Source organism: Brevibacterium sanguinis, from assembly GCF_003315415.1.
Taxonomy (GTDB): Bacteria; Actinomycetota; Actinomycetes; order Actinomycetales; family Brevibacteriaceae; genus Brevibacterium; species Brevibacterium celere_A.
Map to the genome: position 1 here is coordinate 103,573 of NZ_QNSB01000009.1, position 16,509 is coordinate 120,081.

Consider the following 16,509-nt stretch of genomic DNA (forward strand, 5'->3'; position numbering starts at 1 on the left):
CTCAGGTCACGGCGACCGCCGAGAGTCTCGATCCGATAACACGTCTAACGGATCGGAAACGATTGCCTCCGACCCGCTGTCGTTCGGGGTTCTCCAAACTTCATCGAGGACAATCGGAGTATGAGATCCCATCAGTCCCCGCAATTCTCCGCCGCTGAGACACGGTACCTGTTCGGCACTGATTCCGCACCCCGACCCTCATCGCAGGTCGGAGCGCAGAACGCCGGCCTGCGCAGCGTGCTCGACGGTGACCACGGGCTGTCGCGGTTCGTTCCCGTCTTCGTGCTCCTCGCGATCATGTGGGTCGTCGAGATCGTCGACACACTCCTGCCCGTCGACTTCGATCTCTTCGGACTCGAGTCGTGGAACCCGCTGTCCCTCTACGGTCTCGTCACCTCGCCGCTGCTCCACTCGGGTTTCAACCATCTCACGGCCAATACGTTCCCGTTCCTCGTCCTCGGAATCTTCATCGCGATGGAGGGGTCGCGCAGATTCTGGACCGTCTCCGCGATCACCGCGCTCGTGTCCGGACTCGGCGCCTGGCTGACGACCCTGCCCGGCCACCACATCGTCGGCGCCTCGGGCATCGTCTTCGGCTTCTTCGGCTACCTCGCCATGCGCACGTGGTACGTCGACGATCTGCTCCGGAAGATCATCTACTTCGCGATCGGACTCTTCGTCTTCGTCACCTACGGAGCCGCGATGGTGTTCGGCATGCTCCCGCAGGCCAACGGCGTCTCATGGCAGGGCCACCTGTTCGGGTTCATCGGCGGCCTCGTCGCCGCACGCCTCGTCCACCGTCGAGCGCGCCAGTCCTGAACTGCCGCCAGTCCTGAACCGCAGCCAGTCCTGAACCGCCGCTGAACCGCCGGGTCCCGGACCCGGCGGTTCAGCGCGAGTGGTACCTCTGCTGGACGGTGAGCAGGCCCTCGGCGATGCACAGCTCCACCGCGTCGGCCAAGTCGGAGACGAAGATGGGCAGGACCGTGCGCTCGTCCTTGGAGAAGGGCCGGAGGACGTAGTCGGCCGTCTCCTGTCGTCCGGGCGGCCGTCCGACGCCCGCGCGGATGCGCACGTAGTCGCGGGTGCCCAGCACCGAGGAGATGGAGCGCAGGCCGTTGTGCCCGCCCTCTCCCCCGCCGAGCTTCGCCCTGATCGTGTCGAACGGCAGGTCGACGTCGTCGTGGACGACGATGGTCCTCTCGACCGGGATCGAGTGGAAGTCCATGAGTCGGCGCAGGGGACCGCCGGAGTCGTTCATGTACCCGGTCGAGACGGCGAGCACGACTCGCGGTCCGGGCAGGCCGGGAACCGCGCCGGAGCCGAGGCGACCGGTGCCCACGCGGGCGCGCTGCCTGCTTCGGCCCAGTCCCGCGCCGATCCGTCCTGCGAGCTCGGCGACGACCATCTGCCCGATGTTGTGCCGGGTGGATTCGTACTCACGCCCCGGGTTGCCGAGACCGTAGACCAGCCATGCGTCGTTCGCCATCGCTCCTCACTCGCTTCCGCTCACGAACGGCGGGCCATGTTCGCACATGGCCCGCCGTCACGGTTCTCACCGCGCCGAGGCGACTCGGCGCCGGTGGATCACTCGGATTCGGACTCTTCGCCCTCGGTCTCCGCGCCCTCTTCGGGCTCTTCGCGGGTCGGCTCGGCGACGTTGACGACGAGGAGCTCCGGGTCGGAGACGAGCTCGACGCCCGAGGGCAGCTCGATCTCCTTGGCGAGGACGTGCTCGCCGACGGTGCGCCCGGCGACCGAGGCCTCAATGACCTCGGGCAGCTTGGTGGCGTCGGCCTTGATGACGATGGTCGACTCCTCCTGCGAGATCATGGTGCCCGGAGCAGGTTCGCCGACGACGTGGATCGGGACGTCGACCTCGATGAGCTCGCCGCGCTTGACGACGATGAGGTCGAGGTGCTCGATCTCCCGGCGCACGGGCTCGATCTGGACGTCGCGGGCGATCGCGAGGACGTTCTTCGACCCGTCGGTGCTCTTGATCTCGAGCAGCGCGTTGGCGTGCTTGAGGGCCAGCATGGTGGCGTGGCCCTCGAGCGAGATGTGGACGGGTTCGCCGCCGTGGCCGTAGACGACCGCGGGGATGCGACCGGCGCGGCGGATCTTGCGGGCCGCGCCCTTGCCGAATTCGTTCCGGGGTTCGGCGGTGAGTGTGAAGTCAGCCATTTTCTCTCCTTGGTGTGCTCATTGGACGCACCACGGCGAAACAGCCGCAATCCTCACTCCGCATGCGCACAGGGGGGCATTCGCGAAGGTGGATCCGGACCGCGTCGATAACGGAGACGACAGTCTCCCTCGCCGAGGCAACCACACCAGTCTAATCGACCCCGCCCCACAGTCCAATTCCGTGCGCCTCGAGTGGCGCCGCCTCACTCCGCGGGCGGGAGGGTCCCGAGAACCGCCTCGGCGCACGCGTCGATGCCGACCGGGCTGAGCAGGATGTCGTAGTGGTTGGTTCCCGGAACCTCGACGATGTCCATCCGCGGCCAGGTCCTCCGGTAGGTCTCGAGGAGGCTCGGCGGGTAGATCCCCGGTTCGGAGGCGAGGAGGTCCCGTTCGGCGACGAGGAACGTCACGTCCTCCTGCCGCTCGGCCATCACCCGCTCAAGTGCGTCCCGGTAGTCGGCACCGGTGTACATGTCCGCCGAGTCGGCCTGCATCGCCTCGACGGGCGTCGAGGGCTGGAACCGGTGGTCGTCCTTCGCGGCGAGATCGTAGACGAAGCTCTCGGCCGCCACGGGATCGAGTCCTTCGACGAAGGCCGGGTGCGCCGCGAAATAGGCGAGATAGTCCTCGACGGTGTCGAACTCCATGCTCAGCCGCTCGGCCGCGGGCCCGAGCACGGCGGCGATGAGGTCGTCGGTGTCGAGGTCGACGTCGTTGAGGTCGTCGAGCGGGTGGATCGACCGGCCGGCGGAGTCCTCGGCGTCGGGAATCGGCAGCGGCAGGCCCCCGTCGATGAGCACGGGGCCGCGGAACCGGTCGCCGGCATCGTCGGCGGCGGCCAGCGTCATCGCGACGAACCCGCCCATCGAATGGCCGACGAGCGTCACCGGTCCGGGGTCGGCGAACTCCTCGACCGCCCGGCGCACGTCCTCGGCGTGGACCCGCATCCCGTAGGGGCCGGCGAGGTGGTGGGAGTCGGCGCGTCCGCGCAGGTCGGGACCGATCACCCGGATGCCCGGCAGGGCGGCGACCAGCCCCGCGAAGAACAGGTGGTTGGAGGTGATGCCGTGGATGACGCAGACGGTGGGAACCCGCCCCGGCTCGGTGGGACCCGGCTCCCAGACACCGACGCTGAGGTCGCCTCCGGGCACGGCCAGCTTGTAGCGGTTGTAATCGTGGGACGACATCCTGTTCCCTTCGCTCGCGTGCCTCCAGTGTAGGTCCAACCCCTGACACGACAACGGACCCCGAGCCGCTGCTCGGGGTCCGTGCGGAGGGCGGGTGTCGCTCAGACGTCGAAGAGGCTGGTCACCGAGCCGTCCTCGAAGACCTCGTGGACGGCGCGCGCGATGAGCGGGGCGATCGACAGCACGGTGAGCTTGTCGAAGGTCTTGTCGTCGGGCAGCGGCAGCGTGTTCGTGACGATGACCTCCTCGGCCACGGAGTTCGACAGCCTCTCGACGGCCGGTCCGGAGAACACGGCGTGCGTCGAGACGATGACGACGTTGTTCGCCCCGGCGGCCATGCAGGCGTCCGCGGCCTGGACGATCGTGCCGCCGGTGTCGATCATGTCGTCGACGAGGATGCACGTACGACCCTCGACCTCGCCGACGACGCGGTTGGCCTTGGTCTCGTTGGCGCGCGTGATGTCGCGGGTCTTGTGGATGAATGCCAGCGGCACCCCGCCCAGCGACGCCGACCAGTTCTCGGCCACCTTGATGCGCCCGGCGTCCGGGGACACGACGGCGAGGTCGCCGGGGTACTTGTCCTTGACGTAGCCGGCGAGGATCGGCATGGCGATGAGGTGATCGACGGGGCCGTCGAAGTAGCCCTGGATCTGCGCGGTGTGCAGGTCGACGGTGATGATCCGGTCCGCGCCGGCGGTCTTGTACATGTCAGCGACGAGGCGGGCGGAGATGGGCTCGCGTCCGCGGTGCTTCTTGTCCTGCCGCGCGTACGGGAAGAACGGGGCGATGACGGTGATCCGCTTGGCCGAGGCGCGCTTGAGGGCGTCGACCATGATCAGCTGCTCCATCAGCCACTCGTTGATCGGCGAGCAGTGGGACTGGAGGACGAAGACGTCGCAGCCGCGCACTGATTCGGAGAACCGGACGTAGATCTCGCCGTTGGCGAAGTTGTAGATGTCGGTGGGGAGCAGTTCGGTCCCCAGATTCTCCGCGACCTGCTCGGCGAGCTCGGGATTCGCGCGCCCGCTGACCAGGACGAGCTTCTTCTCGCCCGCCGTCGTTATCTCATTCACTTGCCGGTTCCCCTTCGGATGCGGCCGCGGCCGCCTGCGCTGCAGGCGTGCCGGGGCGATTGGCTTCGACCCACCCCTCCAGGTTGCGCTGCGGGGCCACGGTGATGGCGAGCGCTCCTGCAGGGACATCCTTGCGCACCACGGTGCCCGCACCCGAGTAGGCGCCGTCGCCCACCGTCACCGGGGCGACGTACATGTTGTCCGACCCCAGGCGTGCGTGTCTGCCGATGACGGTGCGGTGCTTGCTCACGCCGTCGTAGTTGACGAACACCGAGGCGGCTCCGATGTTCGTGCCCTCCCCGATCTCGGCATCGCCGACGTAGGACAGGTGGGGGACCTTGGCTCCGGTGCCGATGTCCGCGTTCTTCGTCTCGACGAACGTGCCGATCTTCCCGTCCTCGCCGAGGCGGGTGCCGGGACGCAGGTACGCGAACGGCCCGACCGAGGCTCCGGGACCGACGACGGCGAGCTCCGCGTGGGTGCGCACGACCTGGGCGCCTGCGCCCACCTCGGTGTCCTTGAGCGTCGAGTCGGGGCCGATGACGGCGTGGGCATGGACGTCGGTGGCGCCGAGGAGCTGGACGCCGGGCAGGATCGTCACGTCCTCGGACAGGGAGACGTCGACGTCGATCCAGGTGGTCTCCGGGTCGATGACGCTGACGCCGGCGCGCATCCACTTCTCGACGATGCGGCGGTTGAGCTCCTTGCCCAGCTTCGCCAGCTGGACCCGGTCGTTGGCGCCCTCGACCTGCCACAGGTCGTCCGTGGCGGTGGCGGCGACGGCCAGCCCTTCCTGCCGGGAGAAGCCGATGACGTCGGTGAGGTACTTCTCCCCCTGGACGTTGTCGGTCGTCAGCGAGGCCAGCCCCTGCCTCAGCGCGGCGGCGTCGAAGGCGTAGATGCCGGAGTTGATCTCCCGGATCGCCCGTTCCTCGTCGGTGGCGTCTTTGTGCTCGACGATGCGCAGCAGGGAGCCCGCGGCGTCGCGGACGATGCGCCCGTAGCCGGTCGGGTCGTCCACCTCGGCGGAGAGGACGGTGACGGCGTTGTGGGAGCTCTCGTGGATCTCGACGAGGCCGGCGATCGTCTCGGCGGTGAGCAGGGGGACGTCGCCGTAGGTGACGACGACGGTGCCGGAGAGGTCCTCGGGCAGCTGGCTGAGCGCGCACTCCGTCGCCCGACCGGTGCCGGGGACCTCGTCCTGGTCGGCGATGAGCACGGTCTGCGTGGAGGTCTCCGGCAGGGACTGCAGGTGCGCGACGAGCTGGTCGCGTTCGTGCCGGACGACGACGACGAGGTGCTCGGGCCGGGTGCCGGAGGCGGCGGCGATGGCGTGGTGGAGGAGGGACCGGCCGCCGATGGGGTGCATGACCTTCGGCAGAGTCGATCTCATCCGCGTGCCCTGGCCCGCGGCCAGGACGATCACGGCACTGGGTCGGGTCTGTGACATTCTTGTTCCCCCGCAAGTCGGATTGGGCAAGCTCCGCCCATAGGATTCGAACCTATACTGCACGGCTCCAAAGGCCGGCGTGCTGCCATTACACCAGGGCGGAACAGCGTGCACCATGAAGGGCCCGCGCTCACGAGAATCCATCATGCCACTACGATGAACGGTATGGAAATTCTGCGCGAGATACTACTGTCCCTCCACCTGATCGGCATGGCGATCATCGTGGGCGGCTATTTCACGGTCATCCGCTCCCCTCGGGTCCTGCCGGGAATGCTCCACGCATCGTACCTGCAGCTGGTCACCGGACTGCTCCTCGTGGGCATCGCCGAGATGGGCGATGACGAGGTCAACCACATGAAGGTCGGCATCAAGCTCGTCGTCGCGATCCTCGTCACCGTCTTCGCCTTCATCGGCAACCGGAGGCAGAAGGCCGTCGCGTCTCCCGACGCAGCCGCCGGTGCGGCTCTCGGGTCGGCGGGCGCAGCCGGTGCGACGACCGCGGTCGTCGCCAACCCCTCGGCGACGATGGCGCACCTCACCTTCGCGTTCGCGATCGTCAACGTCCTCGTGGCCGTGTTCGTCTGAGCGGCTCCTCCCTTCCGGCACCACGGCGGCCCCGTCTCCCTCGCGAGGGAGACGGGGCCGCCGTCATGGTGCCACGGGAGTGCGTGAGCTGCCTCGGGTGGACTCGGCGGGTGCGCTCGTGTCCGACCCGGACGGTATCGTTGTTCCGGACATGATCTATGCAGCTGATAACTCCTCAGACACCGGTGCCGGAGCGGATTCGGTCCTCACCGAGCTCCTGTCCGGACTCAATCCGCGCCAGCGGGAGGCGGTGACCCACACGGGCTCGGCCCTCCTCATCGTCGCGGGCGCCGGTTCGGGCAAGACGACCGTGCTCACCCGCCGCATCGCCTACGCCCTGGCGACCGGTCGCGCCCATCCCGGCGAGGTCCTCGCGATCACGTTCACGAACAAGGCGGCCAAGGAGATGGCCGAGCGCATCGGCTCGCTCATCGGGCCGGCGTCGAGGGCGATGTGGGTCTCGACGTTCCACTCCTCGTGCGTGCGGATCCTGCGCCGCGAGGCCAAGGTGCTGGAGAGGAACTCGAACTTCACGATCTACGACGCCCAGGACGCGCAGCGGCTGGTCGCGCAGATCCTCAAGGAGCTCGGTCTCGACTCGAAGAAGTACGCTCCGCGCGCCATCCTCCACCGGATCTCCAATCTCAAGAACGAGCTGCAGACGCCGGACGACTTCACCCCGCGGGCGAACAATCCCGCCGACGAGGTCCTCGCCGACGTGTTCCGCCGCTACACCTCCCGGCTCCGCCTGGCCAACGCCTTCGACTTCGACGACCTCATCTCCGAGACGGTCCATCTGTTCGGGGCCTTCCCGGAGATCGCCGACTCCTACCGTCGCCGCTTCCGCCACATCCTCGTCGACGAGTACCAGGACACCAACCCCGCGCAGTACGCGCTCATCCGCGCGCTGGCCGGGGACGGCTCCGGTGGGCCGGACGGCGCCGAGCTCACCGTCGTCGGCGACGCCGACCAGTCGATCTACGCGTTCCGCGGGGCGACGGTGCGCAACATCGTCGAGTTCGAGAAGGACTTCCCCACCGCCGAGGTGGTCCTGCTCGAGCAGAACTACCGCTCGACCCAGAACATCCTCGACGCCGCGAACGCCGTCATCGCCAACAACCAGGACCGCAAGGAGAAGCGCCTGTGGACGTCCGCGGGCACCGGTGAGCCGATCGTCGGCTGGGTGGCCGAGAACGAGCAGGCCGAGGCCCGGTTCATCGTCGACCGCATCGACAAGCTCATCGACGACGAGCACTACACGTACGGGGACTTCGCGGTGTTCTACCGCACGAACGCGCAGTCGCGGGCGATCGAGGACGCGCTCGTGCGCTCCGGCATCCCCTACAAGGTCGTCGGCGGGACCCGCTTCTACGAGCGCAAGGAGATCAAGGACGCCCTGGCCTACCTGCGGGTGGTGGCGAACCCGGACGATGACGTCAATCTGAGGCGCATCCTCAACGTGCCCAAGCGCTCGATCGGCGACCGCACCGAGGGCATCATCGCCGACTTCGCCGATCGTGAGGGCATCAGCTTCTCCGCAGCGCTCGCTCGTCTCGACGAGATCGACCTGCTCAGCCCGCGGGCGAAGACCTCGGTGCGCAGGTTTCACGAACTGCTGCGCGATCTCGCCGCGACCGCCGAGGCGGCGCCGGTCTCCCGGGTCATCGAGGCGATCCTCGAACAGAGCGGGTACCTCGAGTCCCTGCAGAAGAGCACGGACCCGCAGGACGAGTCGCGGGTCGACAACCTCGCCGAACTCGTCGCCGTGGCCGAGGACTTCGACGCGACGCGGGCCTCCGCGGCCGACGCCGAGTCGACGGACGTCCGTGACGGCGAGTCCGCCCCGGGAGCAGAACCCGAGGAGGCCGGGATGCCCGCCCCATCCGATCAGCCGGGCACCGGCGCCGAGGCGACCGCCGCCGAGGAGTCCGGAACCGAGGACGCGGCCCCCGGGGCCATCGATCGGTTCCTCGAGCAGGTGGCCCTGGCCTCGGACACCGATCAGATCCCCGACGCGGACCTCGGCCAGGTGACGCTGATGACCCTGCACACCGCGAAGGGACTGGAGTTCCCCGTGGTCTTCCTCACCGGGCTCGAGGACGGCAGCTTCCCGCACGCCCGCGCATTCGAGTCCCCCAGCGAGCTGTCCGAGGAACGAAGGCTCGCCTACGTCGGCCTCACCCGGGCGAGACAGCGACTGCTCGTCTCCCGGGCGGAGACCCGCAGCATGTGGGGGCAGCCCCAGTACAATCCGCCGAGCCGGTTCCTCTCCGAGATCCCCGAGGCCCTCATCACCTGGGAGAACACGGGATCCTTCGCCGGCGGATTCGGCGCCTCCGGCTCCTCCTTCGGCGCAGGGGGCTATGGTTCGGGCGGAGGTGCGGGCTTCGGCTCCGGTGGCTTCGGCGCAGGGGCCGGCCGCTCTCGCTCCGCAGGCTCCTCGCGCTCGTCGGGACGGTCGGGTGCGAGCTCCTCGTCGCCGGGGGCCGGATTCCCCAACCGCATCCGCCCCAACCGGGAGGCCATCTCCGTCGAGGTGGGAGAGAAGGTCTCCCACGAGTCCTTCGGCCTGGGCACCGTCACCGAGGTCAACGGGGTCGGGGACAAGGCGGTCGCCGTCGTCGACTTCGGTTCGCTGGGCACGAAGCGGCTGCTGCTGCGCTACGCCCCGGTCGAGAAGCTGGGCTGACCCCGGACGACGGGTGAATCGCGAAGCGCCGGGGTGAATGGTGATTCACCCCGGCGCTCCTCCATGCCGGACGCGGCATGGATGAGAGATCACTCGGTGCCGACGTGACCGTCGGCCGCCTCTCGACCCTGGTCGATCTGGTCGCCGAACCTGCCTCCGGAGAGGTCGTTGCCGAAGTCAGCAGCCCGATCGAGTCCCTGATCGCTGATCTGCTCTGCCTGATCGCTGCTCAAGGCGTCCTTGGCCTGATTGATCAGATCGTCGAATCCCATGCTGTCTCCCTTCGTCGGACAAGGGTTCTCGGCGAACCCGCTGACAGACTCCACCCTGCCACGGCCCCGAGCCTCGCGTCACCCGTCCCGGGCATCTCTCAGAGATCACACAGGGTCCCCGTCGCTCTCAGCCGAGCAGGTCGTCGACCTCTCGGAGCACAGCGTCGACGGTCACGGCGAGCAGCGCCGGATCAGGGGTCTGGGCGAAGGTGTCCCCGCGGCGGGCCCGGGCGTCGGTGAGCACCCGATGCGGGCCCGGCGGCGGTCCCCAGTGCTCCGGGGCGGCCGGCCCGAACAGGACCACGGACGGCCGGGCGAAGGCGCTGGCCAGGTGCGCGGCCCCGGTGTCCGCGGACACCACGAGATCGGCGCCGGCGATGACGGCGAGGAACTCCGGCAGGGACATCTCGCCCGCCACCACTCGGACGGCTCGGGCGCGGAGGTGCTCGGCAGGAAGGAGCGACGCGACCCTCTCGGCGCGCCCGCGCTCTCCCGCACTGCCGGTGAGCAGCACCCTGAGCCCGCGAGCGACGAGGCTGCGGACCACCTCGGCGAATCTCTCCACCGGCCAGTGACGACTCGGGTGGAACGCGCCGACGTGGACGACGGCGGAACCGGGGCCGGCGCCGAACACCGAGACGTCGAGCGCCGGCGGGTCGAGGCGGTAGTCGGAGACCTCCGCGGGCAGTCCGTGGGCGGTGACCATGCGCACCCAGCGCCGCCGTTCATGGATGTCGTCACACCACTCGGGTCCGTCCCATCCGGGTGCGGCGTGCCCGAGGCGCAGCGGTGCACCCAGTTCCTCGAGCCTGCCCCTGCTGTCCGGGCCGTTGCTGTGGAGGTTGACGACGACGTCGATGCTGCCGGCGGGCACGTCGAGGGGGTCGTCGAGGCCCGTCGGTGTGGGCACGAGGGAGTCGATCCCCCCGATGAGCTCGGCGACGGGTCGCAGCCATGGGGCGCAGGCGAGGAGGAGCCGATGCTCCGGGAAGCCGCGTGCCACGCCCCTGAGCGCCGGCACGGCGACGAGCAGGTCGCCGAGCTTGAGCGCGCGCAGCGCGAGCACGGTCGGGGGCGACGTCATGGACCGACGACGAGGGAGCGCACATCGTCCCAGACGGCGTCCGGGCCGATGTCGGCGATGAACGAGGGGTCGTGGGCGCACCGGTCCGCGGTCCAGCCGACCTGGGTGACGTCGACTCCACATTCGGGGCAGCGAGTGACCCAGGACAGGTGGCTCCGGTGCCGGCTGCGTCCGAAGGGTCCGGCATTGATGTGGTTGCCCACCCAGAACAGGCCCACCGTGGCGGTGCCGACGGCGGACGCCAGATGCCTGGGTCCACTGTCGTTGCCGAGCACGACGTCGCTGACGGCGAGCACCCCGAGGAGCTCGGAGAGGCTGAGGCGACCGGCCAGCGACGAGATCGCCGCCGGCCCGGTCCCCGGCGCGCGCCCCTCGGCCTGTTCGACGATCCCGACGGCGGCCGCGGCGTCCTCGTCGTCGCCGACGACGAGGACCTGCCAGCCCTCGGCCACCGCCCGGGCGGCCACGTCGGCGAACCGGCCGACGGGCCACCGGCGACGCGGGTCGGTCGCGCCCGGGTGGATCGTCAGTAGCGCCGGTGCCTGCCCGTCCCTGAGGCCGAGAGCCGTGGCGCGCTCCTCGGCGGTGACCGCCAGCTGCGGATCGAGGCGACGGGCCCCGGCCCCGGCGAGGCCGACGACCTCCAGCGCCCGGAGCATCTCGTGCTGATAGTAGCGGTAGGTGAGGTTCCGCTCGAGCGCCGCGGCGTCCTCCGTGCGGGTGCCCACAGTGTGGCGTGCGCCGAGGCCGAGCAGGAAGGGGTTGGAGAACCGTCCTCCCCCGTGCACCTGCACACCGAGGTCGAACCGGCGCGCGCGCATCGTGGTGCGGAACTCCTCGAGCGCCTCGGGGTCCTCAGGTCCCGGCCGGACGCCCTCGGAGCAGGGCAGGACGACGACGTCGTCGACGGGACCCGGCCGGTCGGCGAGGAGCGCACGGTGCGAGGGGCTGCCGAGGAGGGTGATCGCGGCCCCCGGGTACGCGGCGGCGAGCGCGTCGATGGCCGGCATCGCGAACATCAGGTCGCCGAGTCCGCCTCCGCGCAGGACCGCGATGCGCTCGATCGAGGAGAACTTCTCACCGGCTGTTCCAATGAACACTGCTGTCCCCTCCCCTGGATCCCGCGACCGTCCGGGACTCCCGGTGTGTCGGCCGCCACCTCTCGGTGCTCACTGTATCCGCAAGGCCGACTGCCGCCCAAGTGCGCTCCCACCCGGCCCGGGCGCGGCGGGGCCACCGCTGCGGGTCCGACCGTCGCCTCGCCCTGGTCCGACCGCCGCCTCGCCCTGGTGCGACCGTCCGCTCGCGGCTGCACTCCATCGACAAGCCGCGCGCACCTGGGTACCGTGAAGCATAGGACCAGGCGGGCATCCAGCCCTCCGTCTTCAGCTGAGGAGCACCCATGCGCGTTGCCGTCGTCGGAGCCACCGGGAACACGGGCACCGCGGTGCTCACGGCCCTCCTCGATCGTCGCGAGGTCACCGAGGTCCTCGGGATCGCCCGGCGCATGCCGGACGTCACCGTGGCCCCCTACTCCGACTGCGAGTGGACGTCGGTGGACATCGCGGCGGCCAGCTCCGAGGAGCAGGCGCTCGAGGAGCTGCGCGAGGCCTTCCGCGACGTCGACGCCGTCGTCCACCTCGCCTGGCTCATCCAGCCGAACACGCACCGTGAGCTGCTGCGCCGGGTCAACGTCGACGGGACGATGCGGGTGGCTCGGGCTGCGGCGGACGCCGGGGTCTCCCACCTCGTCGTCGCCTCCTCGTGGGCCGCGTACTCACCGGATTCGAGCGAGGACCGCCGGGACGAATCGTGGCCGGTGGGAGGAATCGCCTCCTCGCACTACAGCGTCGACAAGGCCGCCCAGGAACAGGTCCTCGACGAGTTCGCCGCCGCCCATCCCGAGGTCCTCGTCACCCGGCTGCGCCCGGCCCTCGTGTTCCAGGCCGATGCCGCCCATCAGATCCAGCGGTACTTCCTCGGCCGCTGGATCCCGATGCAGACCCTCGGTGCCCTCGCACCCCCGGTCCTGCCCGTGCCCAAGGGGCTGCGCGGGGTCCAGGCGGTGACCGCCGAGGACCTCGCCGCCGCGTATGCCTCGGCTGTCGTCAACCGGGTCCCCGGGGCGTTCAACATCTGCGCCGACGACATCCTCGGCCCCCGGGAGCTCGCCGACATCGTCGACCATGGCCGCTTCGTCGAGCTGCCACCGCGCCTGGTCCGCGCCTTCGTCTTCGGGGCGCACAAGGCCAGACTGCTCGCGGCGGACGAGGGCTGGCTCGACATGGCACTGTCGGTTCCCCGGATGGACAATGCCGCCGCGAAGCGGGAGCTCGGCTGGACTCCCCGCACCTCGGCCGCCGACGCCCTGCGGATCCTCCTCTCGGGGATGATCGCCGGATCGGGCACGGCCTCGGTCCCGCTGCGCCCCCGCGACCCCGACACCGGGCATCTGTCCACCGTCGAGGAGCCGGTGGCCGTGGGCGCCGCCGCACGCCGGGGCGGTCCGAACGTCTCCGACACCGTCAGCGTCGACCTCCTCAACCTCTATCTGTCCGACCACCTCACCGGGGCCACCGCCGGGGTGGAGCGGATCGAGCGGATGGCGGCCGAGTACGTGGACACGCCCGTCTTCGCCACCCTCTCCCAGATCGCCGAGGAGATCCGTCTCGAGCGCTCGTTCCTCCGGAATCTCATCCACGATCTCGGCATGAAGCAGATGCCCTACCGGCAGGCGCTGTCCTGGGTCGGCGAGCGGCTCGGCCGGCTGAAGAGCAACGGCAGGGTCGTCGAGCGCTCCCCGATGTCCCTCGTGCTCGAGGCCGAGCTCATGCGCAGCGCCGTGATGGGCAAGCGCGGAGGCTGGCTGACCCTCGAGACGAACGCCGAGCTCCTGGGCCTCGACCCCCAGGTCTTCGGCGATCTGGCCGAGCGGGCACTGGCGCAGGCCGACGCCCTCGAGGACGTCCACGCCTATGCCCGCGCCCGCGCCTTCCGCAACGATCGTGAGACCTTCACCCCACAGACCCCCGATCACGCCCGTGATCAGGCTGCAGAAGAGCACAGTGAGGAGTCCGCCATGACAGAGAACCCCGAGGGCACCGGTCCCGACGCCGACGACGTCGAGACCGTTCCGGAGACGGCGCCGGAGCGGGAGGCCGAGCGCCCGGGCACCACGGCCGATCGCAAGGCCCACGACGACGCGCTCGCCGACGAATGGGGCGACGAGTCCTTCCCGAGCAGCGACCCGCCCGGCCACTACTGAGGCCCGCCCGGCCCGCATCCGTTTGTCAAGCCCCCTTGTGCAGCGTCCGGGCGCTGTGAAGGATGGGAGCAGCACCGACACCTGCAGGAGGCCAAGACATGCGAGCTCTGACCTGGCAAGGCAAACGCGACGTCAGCGTGGAGACGGTGATGGATCCGGTCCTCCGTGAGCCCACGGACGTCATCATCGAAGTCACCTCGACGGCGATCTGCGGCTCCGACCTCCACCTCTACGAGGTGCTCGGACCGTTCATGGACAAGGGCGACATCCTCGGTCACGAGCCGATGGGCGTCGTCGTCGAGGCAGGCGCCGAATCGGGACGCGCGGTCGGAGACCGGGTCGTCGTCCCCTTCGGGATCGCATGCGGGCGCTGCTGGATGTGCACGCGGGGACTGACCTCGCAGTGCGAGACCACCCAGGTGCGCGAACACGGAAGCGGAGCAGCGCTGTTCGGCTACTCCCGCCTCTACGGCTCCGTGCCCGGCGGACAGGCCGAGCTGCTGCGCGTCCCGCACGCGGACTTCGGCGCGGTCGAGGTCGGCACCGAGCTGCCCGATCACCGCTACCTCTTCCTCAGCGACGTCATCCCCACCGCATGGCAGGCCGTCGACTACGCCGGCGTCGGCCTCGGCGACACCGTGGCCGTGTACGGACTCGGCCCCATCGGGCAGATGGCCGCCCGCATCGCCGCCCACCTCGGCGCGAGGGTCTACGGGATCGATCCGGTGCCCGAGCGCCGGGAGATGGCGGCGCGCCACCACGCCCGCGTCTTCGACACCGACGACGACACGCACGAGGCGATCCGCGAGGACACGGCCGGGCGCGGCCCCGACGCCGTCATCGACGCCGTCGGGATGGAAGCCCACGGCTCCCCGCTCGCCCAGGCCGCCCACCAGGCGGTGAGCCTCCTGCCCGATGCGATCGGCCGGAAGATGATGGAGGCCGGCGGCGTCGACCGGCTCTCCGCCCTGCACTCGGCGATCGACCTCGTCCGCCGCGGCGGGACCGTGTCCGTCACCGGGGTCTACGGCGGGGAGGCGAGCCCGCTGCCGATGCTCACCCTCTTCGACAAGCAGATCCAGCTGCGCATGGGCCAATGCAACGTCCACCGGTGGATCGACGAGCTGCTGCCCCTCGTCGAGGATCCGACCGACCCGCTCGGCACGGACGATCTCGTCACCCACCGGCTGCCGCTCAGCGCCGCCCCCGATGCCTACGAGTCGTTCCAGAAGAAGACCGACGGCTGCATCAAGGTCGTCCTGGACCCCGCCTCATGAGCGCCCCGGTCTGGTCCGAGGGGACGGGGCCACGGCCCGAGACGGCCGCTCGGCTCCCCGTCGGCGACCATGTCGACGTCGTCGTCGTGGGGGCCGGCCTGACGGGCCTCTTCACTGCGCGCACCCTCGCCGAGGCGGGTCGGACGGTGGTCGTCGTCGAAGCCCGCTCCGTCGGCTCCTGCGCCAGCGGGGCGTCCACGGGCAAGGCGAGCCTGCTCCAGGCCGCCCGGCACTCCCTCATCGCGGACTCGCTGAGCCTCGGCGTCGCCCGTGAGCATCTGCGCGCGCATGCCCACGGGCTCGAGGAGATCCTCTCCCTGTCGGCATCCCGGCGCTTCGGGCTCGAGCGGGCCAGCGCCTTCACCGTCGCCGGCACCTCGGCGGGAGTCGAGCAGGTGCGCCGCGAGCACGAGGTCTGCCGGGAGCTCGGCCTGCCGGTGACCCTCCACGAGTCCCTCGACGCCCCCTACCCGGTGCACGCGGCCCTCGAGCTTCCCGATCAGGTCCAGCTCGATCCCCTCGCCCTCCTCGGCGAGCTCGTCGCAGCCGTCGCCGAGGCCGGTGGGCGGATCGTCGAAGGGTGCCGGGTGACGGGGCTCGACGACGACGGCGACCTCGTCTCCGTGGAGACGAGCATGGGGGATCTGAGCGCCGACCACGTCGTTCTCGCCACCGCCAGTCCGATCCTCGACCATGTCCCGACGACGACGACGCTCGTCCCCCACCGCTCGTACCTGTGCGCCTTCGACGTGCCGGATCAGCCGCTGACCGGCATGCACATCTCGGTCGACTCCCCGAGCCGATCCCTGCGCACCGCCGTGGTCGACGGACGGAGGCGCCTGCTCGTCGGCGGCAGCGGACACCGCACGGGCGAGGCCCGCAGCACCCGCCGCCTCGTCGACGACCTCGAGGCCTGGACCACGGAGCACTTCCCCGGCGCCCGCCTCACCCATGCCTGGTCGGCCCAGGACCACCATCCGGTCGGACTGGTCCCCCTGGTCACCACGTTCGGCGGCGAATCCGGTCGGGTCCACTTCGCCGGCGGCTACAGCAAATGGGGAGTCACCGGCGCCCCGGCCGCCGCGCGGCACCTGACCGATCGTCTCCTCGGCCGTCCCGAGACCGTGTCCTTCGGCACCCCCTCGACGTGGGGCCGGGCGAAGAACGCGCTGAGGTCGCAGGCGAAGGCCCCCGCGATGATGGCGGGCAGCCTCGTCCGCGACGGGCTCACAGGCGAGGCGAGGGTCGACGGTGAGGACGTCAGGGTCAGCCTCGTCTGCCCCCACGCCGGCGGGATCTGCACCTGGAACGATGCCGAGAGCACGTGGGACTGCCCGCTCCACGGGTCCCGCTTCGGTCCCGCCGGCACCATCCTCGAGGGCCCCGCCACCACCGACCTCGACCGGCTCCGCTGAGCGCGGAGCCGTCATCGACGAACAGGAG

The 16,509-nt window shown here is 70.2% G+C and carries 14 protein-coding genes and 1 tRNA gene; 6 read left to right on the forward strand and 9 right to left on the reverse strand.

What is annotated here, in order from left to right; genetic code table 11:
* Window positions 1–120 precede the first annotated feature (120 nt).
* Window positions 121–819: a rhomboid family intramembrane serine protease gene (locus DFO65_RS13145; protein ID WP_113904896.1), complete on the forward strand. Its 699-nt coding sequence runs from the start codon at window positions 121–123 to the stop codon at window positions 817–819.
* 70 nt (window positions 820–889) lie between these two features.
* Here the strand turns inward: DFO65_RS13145 and pth are convergent, their stop codons facing one another.
* From pth to DFO65_RS13175, 6 genes are all read right to left on the reverse strand, one after another.
* Complete coding sequence (gene pth / locus DFO65_RS13150; RefSeq protein ID WP_113904897.1) at window positions 890–1,489, reverse strand: aminoacyl-tRNA hydrolase; 600 nt, start codon at window positions 1,487–1,489, stop codon at window positions 890–892.
* A 98-nt stretch (window positions 1,490–1,587) separates the two neighbouring features.
* Window positions 1,588–2,184, reverse strand: a complete 597-nt coding sequence (locus DFO65_RS13155) for a 50S ribosomal protein L25/general stress protein Ctc (RefSeq protein ID WP_113904898.1) — start codon at window positions 2,182–2,184, stop codon at window positions 1,588–1,590.
* A gap of 203 nt (window positions 2,185–2,387) precedes the next feature.
* Entirely contained in the window at window positions 2,388–3,371 is a 984-nt protein-coding gene (locus DFO65_RS13160; protein WP_113904899.1) for an alpha/beta fold hydrolase, read from the reverse strand.
* A 101-nt stretch (window positions 3,372–3,472) separates the two neighbouring features.
* Complete coding sequence (locus tag DFO65_RS13165) at window positions 3,473–4,444, reverse strand: ribose-phosphate diphosphokinase (protein ID WP_113904900.1); 972 nt, start codon at window positions 4,442–4,444, stop codon at window positions 3,473–3,475.
* On the reverse strand, window positions 4,437–5,894 hold the full coding sequence (glmU, locus tag DFO65_RS13170) for a bifunctional UDP-N-acetylglucosamine diphosphorylase/glucosamine-1-phosphate N-acetyltransferase GlmU (protein WP_113904901.1): 1,458 nt from the start codon (window positions 5,892–5,894) through the stop codon (window positions 4,437–4,439). The genes DFO65_RS13165 and glmU overlap by 8 nt, the downstream gene beginning before the upstream one ends.
* Window positions 5,895–5,925: 31 nt before the next feature.
* A tRNA-Gln gene (locus DFO65_RS13175) sits at window positions 5,926–5,997 on the reverse strand.
* 62 nt (window positions 5,998–6,059) lie between these two features.
* Between DFO65_RS13175 and DFO65_RS13180 the strand changes: the two genes are divergently transcribed.
* Both DFO65_RS13180 and DFO65_RS13185 read left to right on the forward strand, forming a co-directional pair.
* The gene (locus DFO65_RS13180; protein WP_113904902.1) at window positions 6,060–6,479 is read left to right on the forward strand and encodes a hypothetical protein; all 420 of its coding nucleotides are present in this window, start codon (window positions 6,060–6,062) and stop codon (window positions 6,477–6,479) included.
* A gap of 151 nt (window positions 6,480–6,630) precedes the next feature.
* A complete protein-coding gene (locus tag DFO65_RS13185) occupies window positions 6,631–9,168 on the forward strand; it encodes a UvrD-helicase domain-containing protein (protein ID WP_113904934.1) in 2,538 nt (845 codons plus the stop codon).
* Window positions 9,169–9,257: 89 nt separating this feature from the next.
* Here DFO65_RS13185 and DFO65_RS13190 read toward each other — a convergent pair whose 3' ends face one another.
* The 3 genes from DFO65_RS13190 to DFO65_RS13200 all read right to left on the reverse strand — a co-directional run bounded on the left by DFO65_RS13190 (window position 9,258) and on the right by DFO65_RS13200 (window position 11,624).
* On the reverse strand, window positions 9,258–9,440 hold the full coding sequence (locus DFO65_RS13190) for an antitoxin (RefSeq protein WP_113904903.1): 183 nt from the start codon (window positions 9,438–9,440) through the stop codon (window positions 9,258–9,260).
* Between the two features lie 127 nt (window positions 9,441–9,567).
* Window positions 9,568–10,524, reverse strand: coding sequence for a glycosyltransferase family 9 protein (locus DFO65_RS13195; protein ID WP_113904904.1), 957 nt, complete (start codon window positions 10,522–10,524; stop codon window positions 9,568–9,570).
* Window positions 10,521–11,624: a glycosyltransferase family 9 protein gene (locus DFO65_RS13200; protein ID WP_245940756.1), complete on the reverse strand. Its 1,104-nt coding sequence runs from the start codon at window positions 11,622–11,624 to the stop codon at window positions 10,521–10,523. The genes DFO65_RS13195 and DFO65_RS13200 overlap by 4 nt, the downstream gene beginning before the upstream one ends.
* Before the next feature lie 302 nt (window positions 11,625–11,926).
* On the opposite strand from DFO65_RS13200, the gene DFO65_RS13205 reads away from it, so the two are divergent.
* From DFO65_RS13205 to DFO65_RS13215, 3 genes are all read left to right on the forward strand, one after another.
* Entirely contained in the window at window positions 11,927–13,789 is a 1,863-nt protein-coding gene (locus tag DFO65_RS13205) for an NAD-dependent epimerase/dehydratase family protein (RefSeq protein WP_113904905.1), read from the forward strand.
* A 98-nt stretch (window positions 13,790–13,887) separates the two neighbouring features.
* A complete protein-coding gene (locus tag DFO65_RS13210; protein WP_113904906.1) occupies window positions 13,888–15,066 on the forward strand; it encodes a zinc-dependent alcohol dehydrogenase in 1,179 nt (392 codons plus the stop codon).
* Window positions 15,063–16,481 (forward strand): FAD-dependent oxidoreductase, encoded by a 1,419-nt coding sequence (locus DFO65_RS13215; RefSeq protein WP_113904907.1) that lies wholly within the window; start codon window positions 15,063–15,065, stop codon window positions 16,479–16,481. Before DFO65_RS13210 ends, DFO65_RS13215 begins: the two co-directional genes overlap by 4 nt.
* Window positions 16,482–16,509 lie beyond the last annotated feature (28 nt).

Excerpts from the sequence above, each read along its gene's own strand:
- DFO65_RS13205 (WP_113904905.1), top strand. The coding sequence starts at position 11,927 with ATGCGCGTTGCCGTCGTCGGAGCCACCGGGAACACGGGCACCGCGGTG.
- DFO65_RS13185 (WP_113904934.1), top strand. The coding sequence starts at position 6,631 with ATGATCTATGCAGCTGATAACTCCTCAGACACCGGTGCCGGAGCGGAT.
- DFO65_RS13160 (WP_113904899.1), bottom strand. The coding sequence starts at position 3,371 with ATGTCGTCCCACGATTACAACCGCTACAAGCTGGCCGTGCCCGGAGGC.
- DFO65_RS13210 (WP_113904906.1), top strand. The coding sequence starts at position 13,888 with ATGCGAGCTCTGACCTGGCAAGGCAAACGCGACGTCAGCGTGGAGACG.
- pth (WP_113904897.1), bottom strand. The coding sequence starts at position 1,489 with ATGGCGAACGACGCATGGCTGGTCTACGGTCTCGGCAACCCGGGGCGT.
- glmU (WP_113904901.1), bottom strand. The coding sequence starts at position 5,894 with ATGTCACAGACCCGACCCAGTGCCGTGATCGTCCTGGCCGCGGGCCAG.
- DFO65_RS13155 (WP_113904898.1), bottom strand. The coding sequence starts at position 2,184 with ATGGCTGACTTCACACTCACCGCCGAACCCCGGAACGAATTCGGCAAG.
- DFO65_RS13215 (WP_113904907.1), top strand. The coding sequence starts at position 15,063 with ATGAGCGCCCCGGTCTGGTCCGAGGGGACGGGGCCACGGCCCGAGACG.
- DFO65_RS13180 (WP_113904902.1), top strand. The coding sequence starts at position 6,060 with ATGGAAATTCTGCGCGAGATACTACTGTCCCTCCACCTGATCGGCATG.
- DFO65_RS13195 (WP_113904904.1), bottom strand. The coding sequence starts at position 10,524 with ATGACGTCGCCCCCGACCGTGCTCGCGCTGCGCGCGCTCAAGCTCGGC.
- DFO65_RS13145 (WP_113904896.1), top strand. The coding sequence starts at position 121 with ATGAGATCCCATCAGTCCCCGCAATTCTCCGCCGCTGAGACACGGTAC.
- DFO65_RS13190 (WP_113904903.1), bottom strand. The coding sequence starts at position 9,440 with ATGGGATTCGACGATCTGATCAATCAGGCCAAGGACGCCTTGAGCAGC.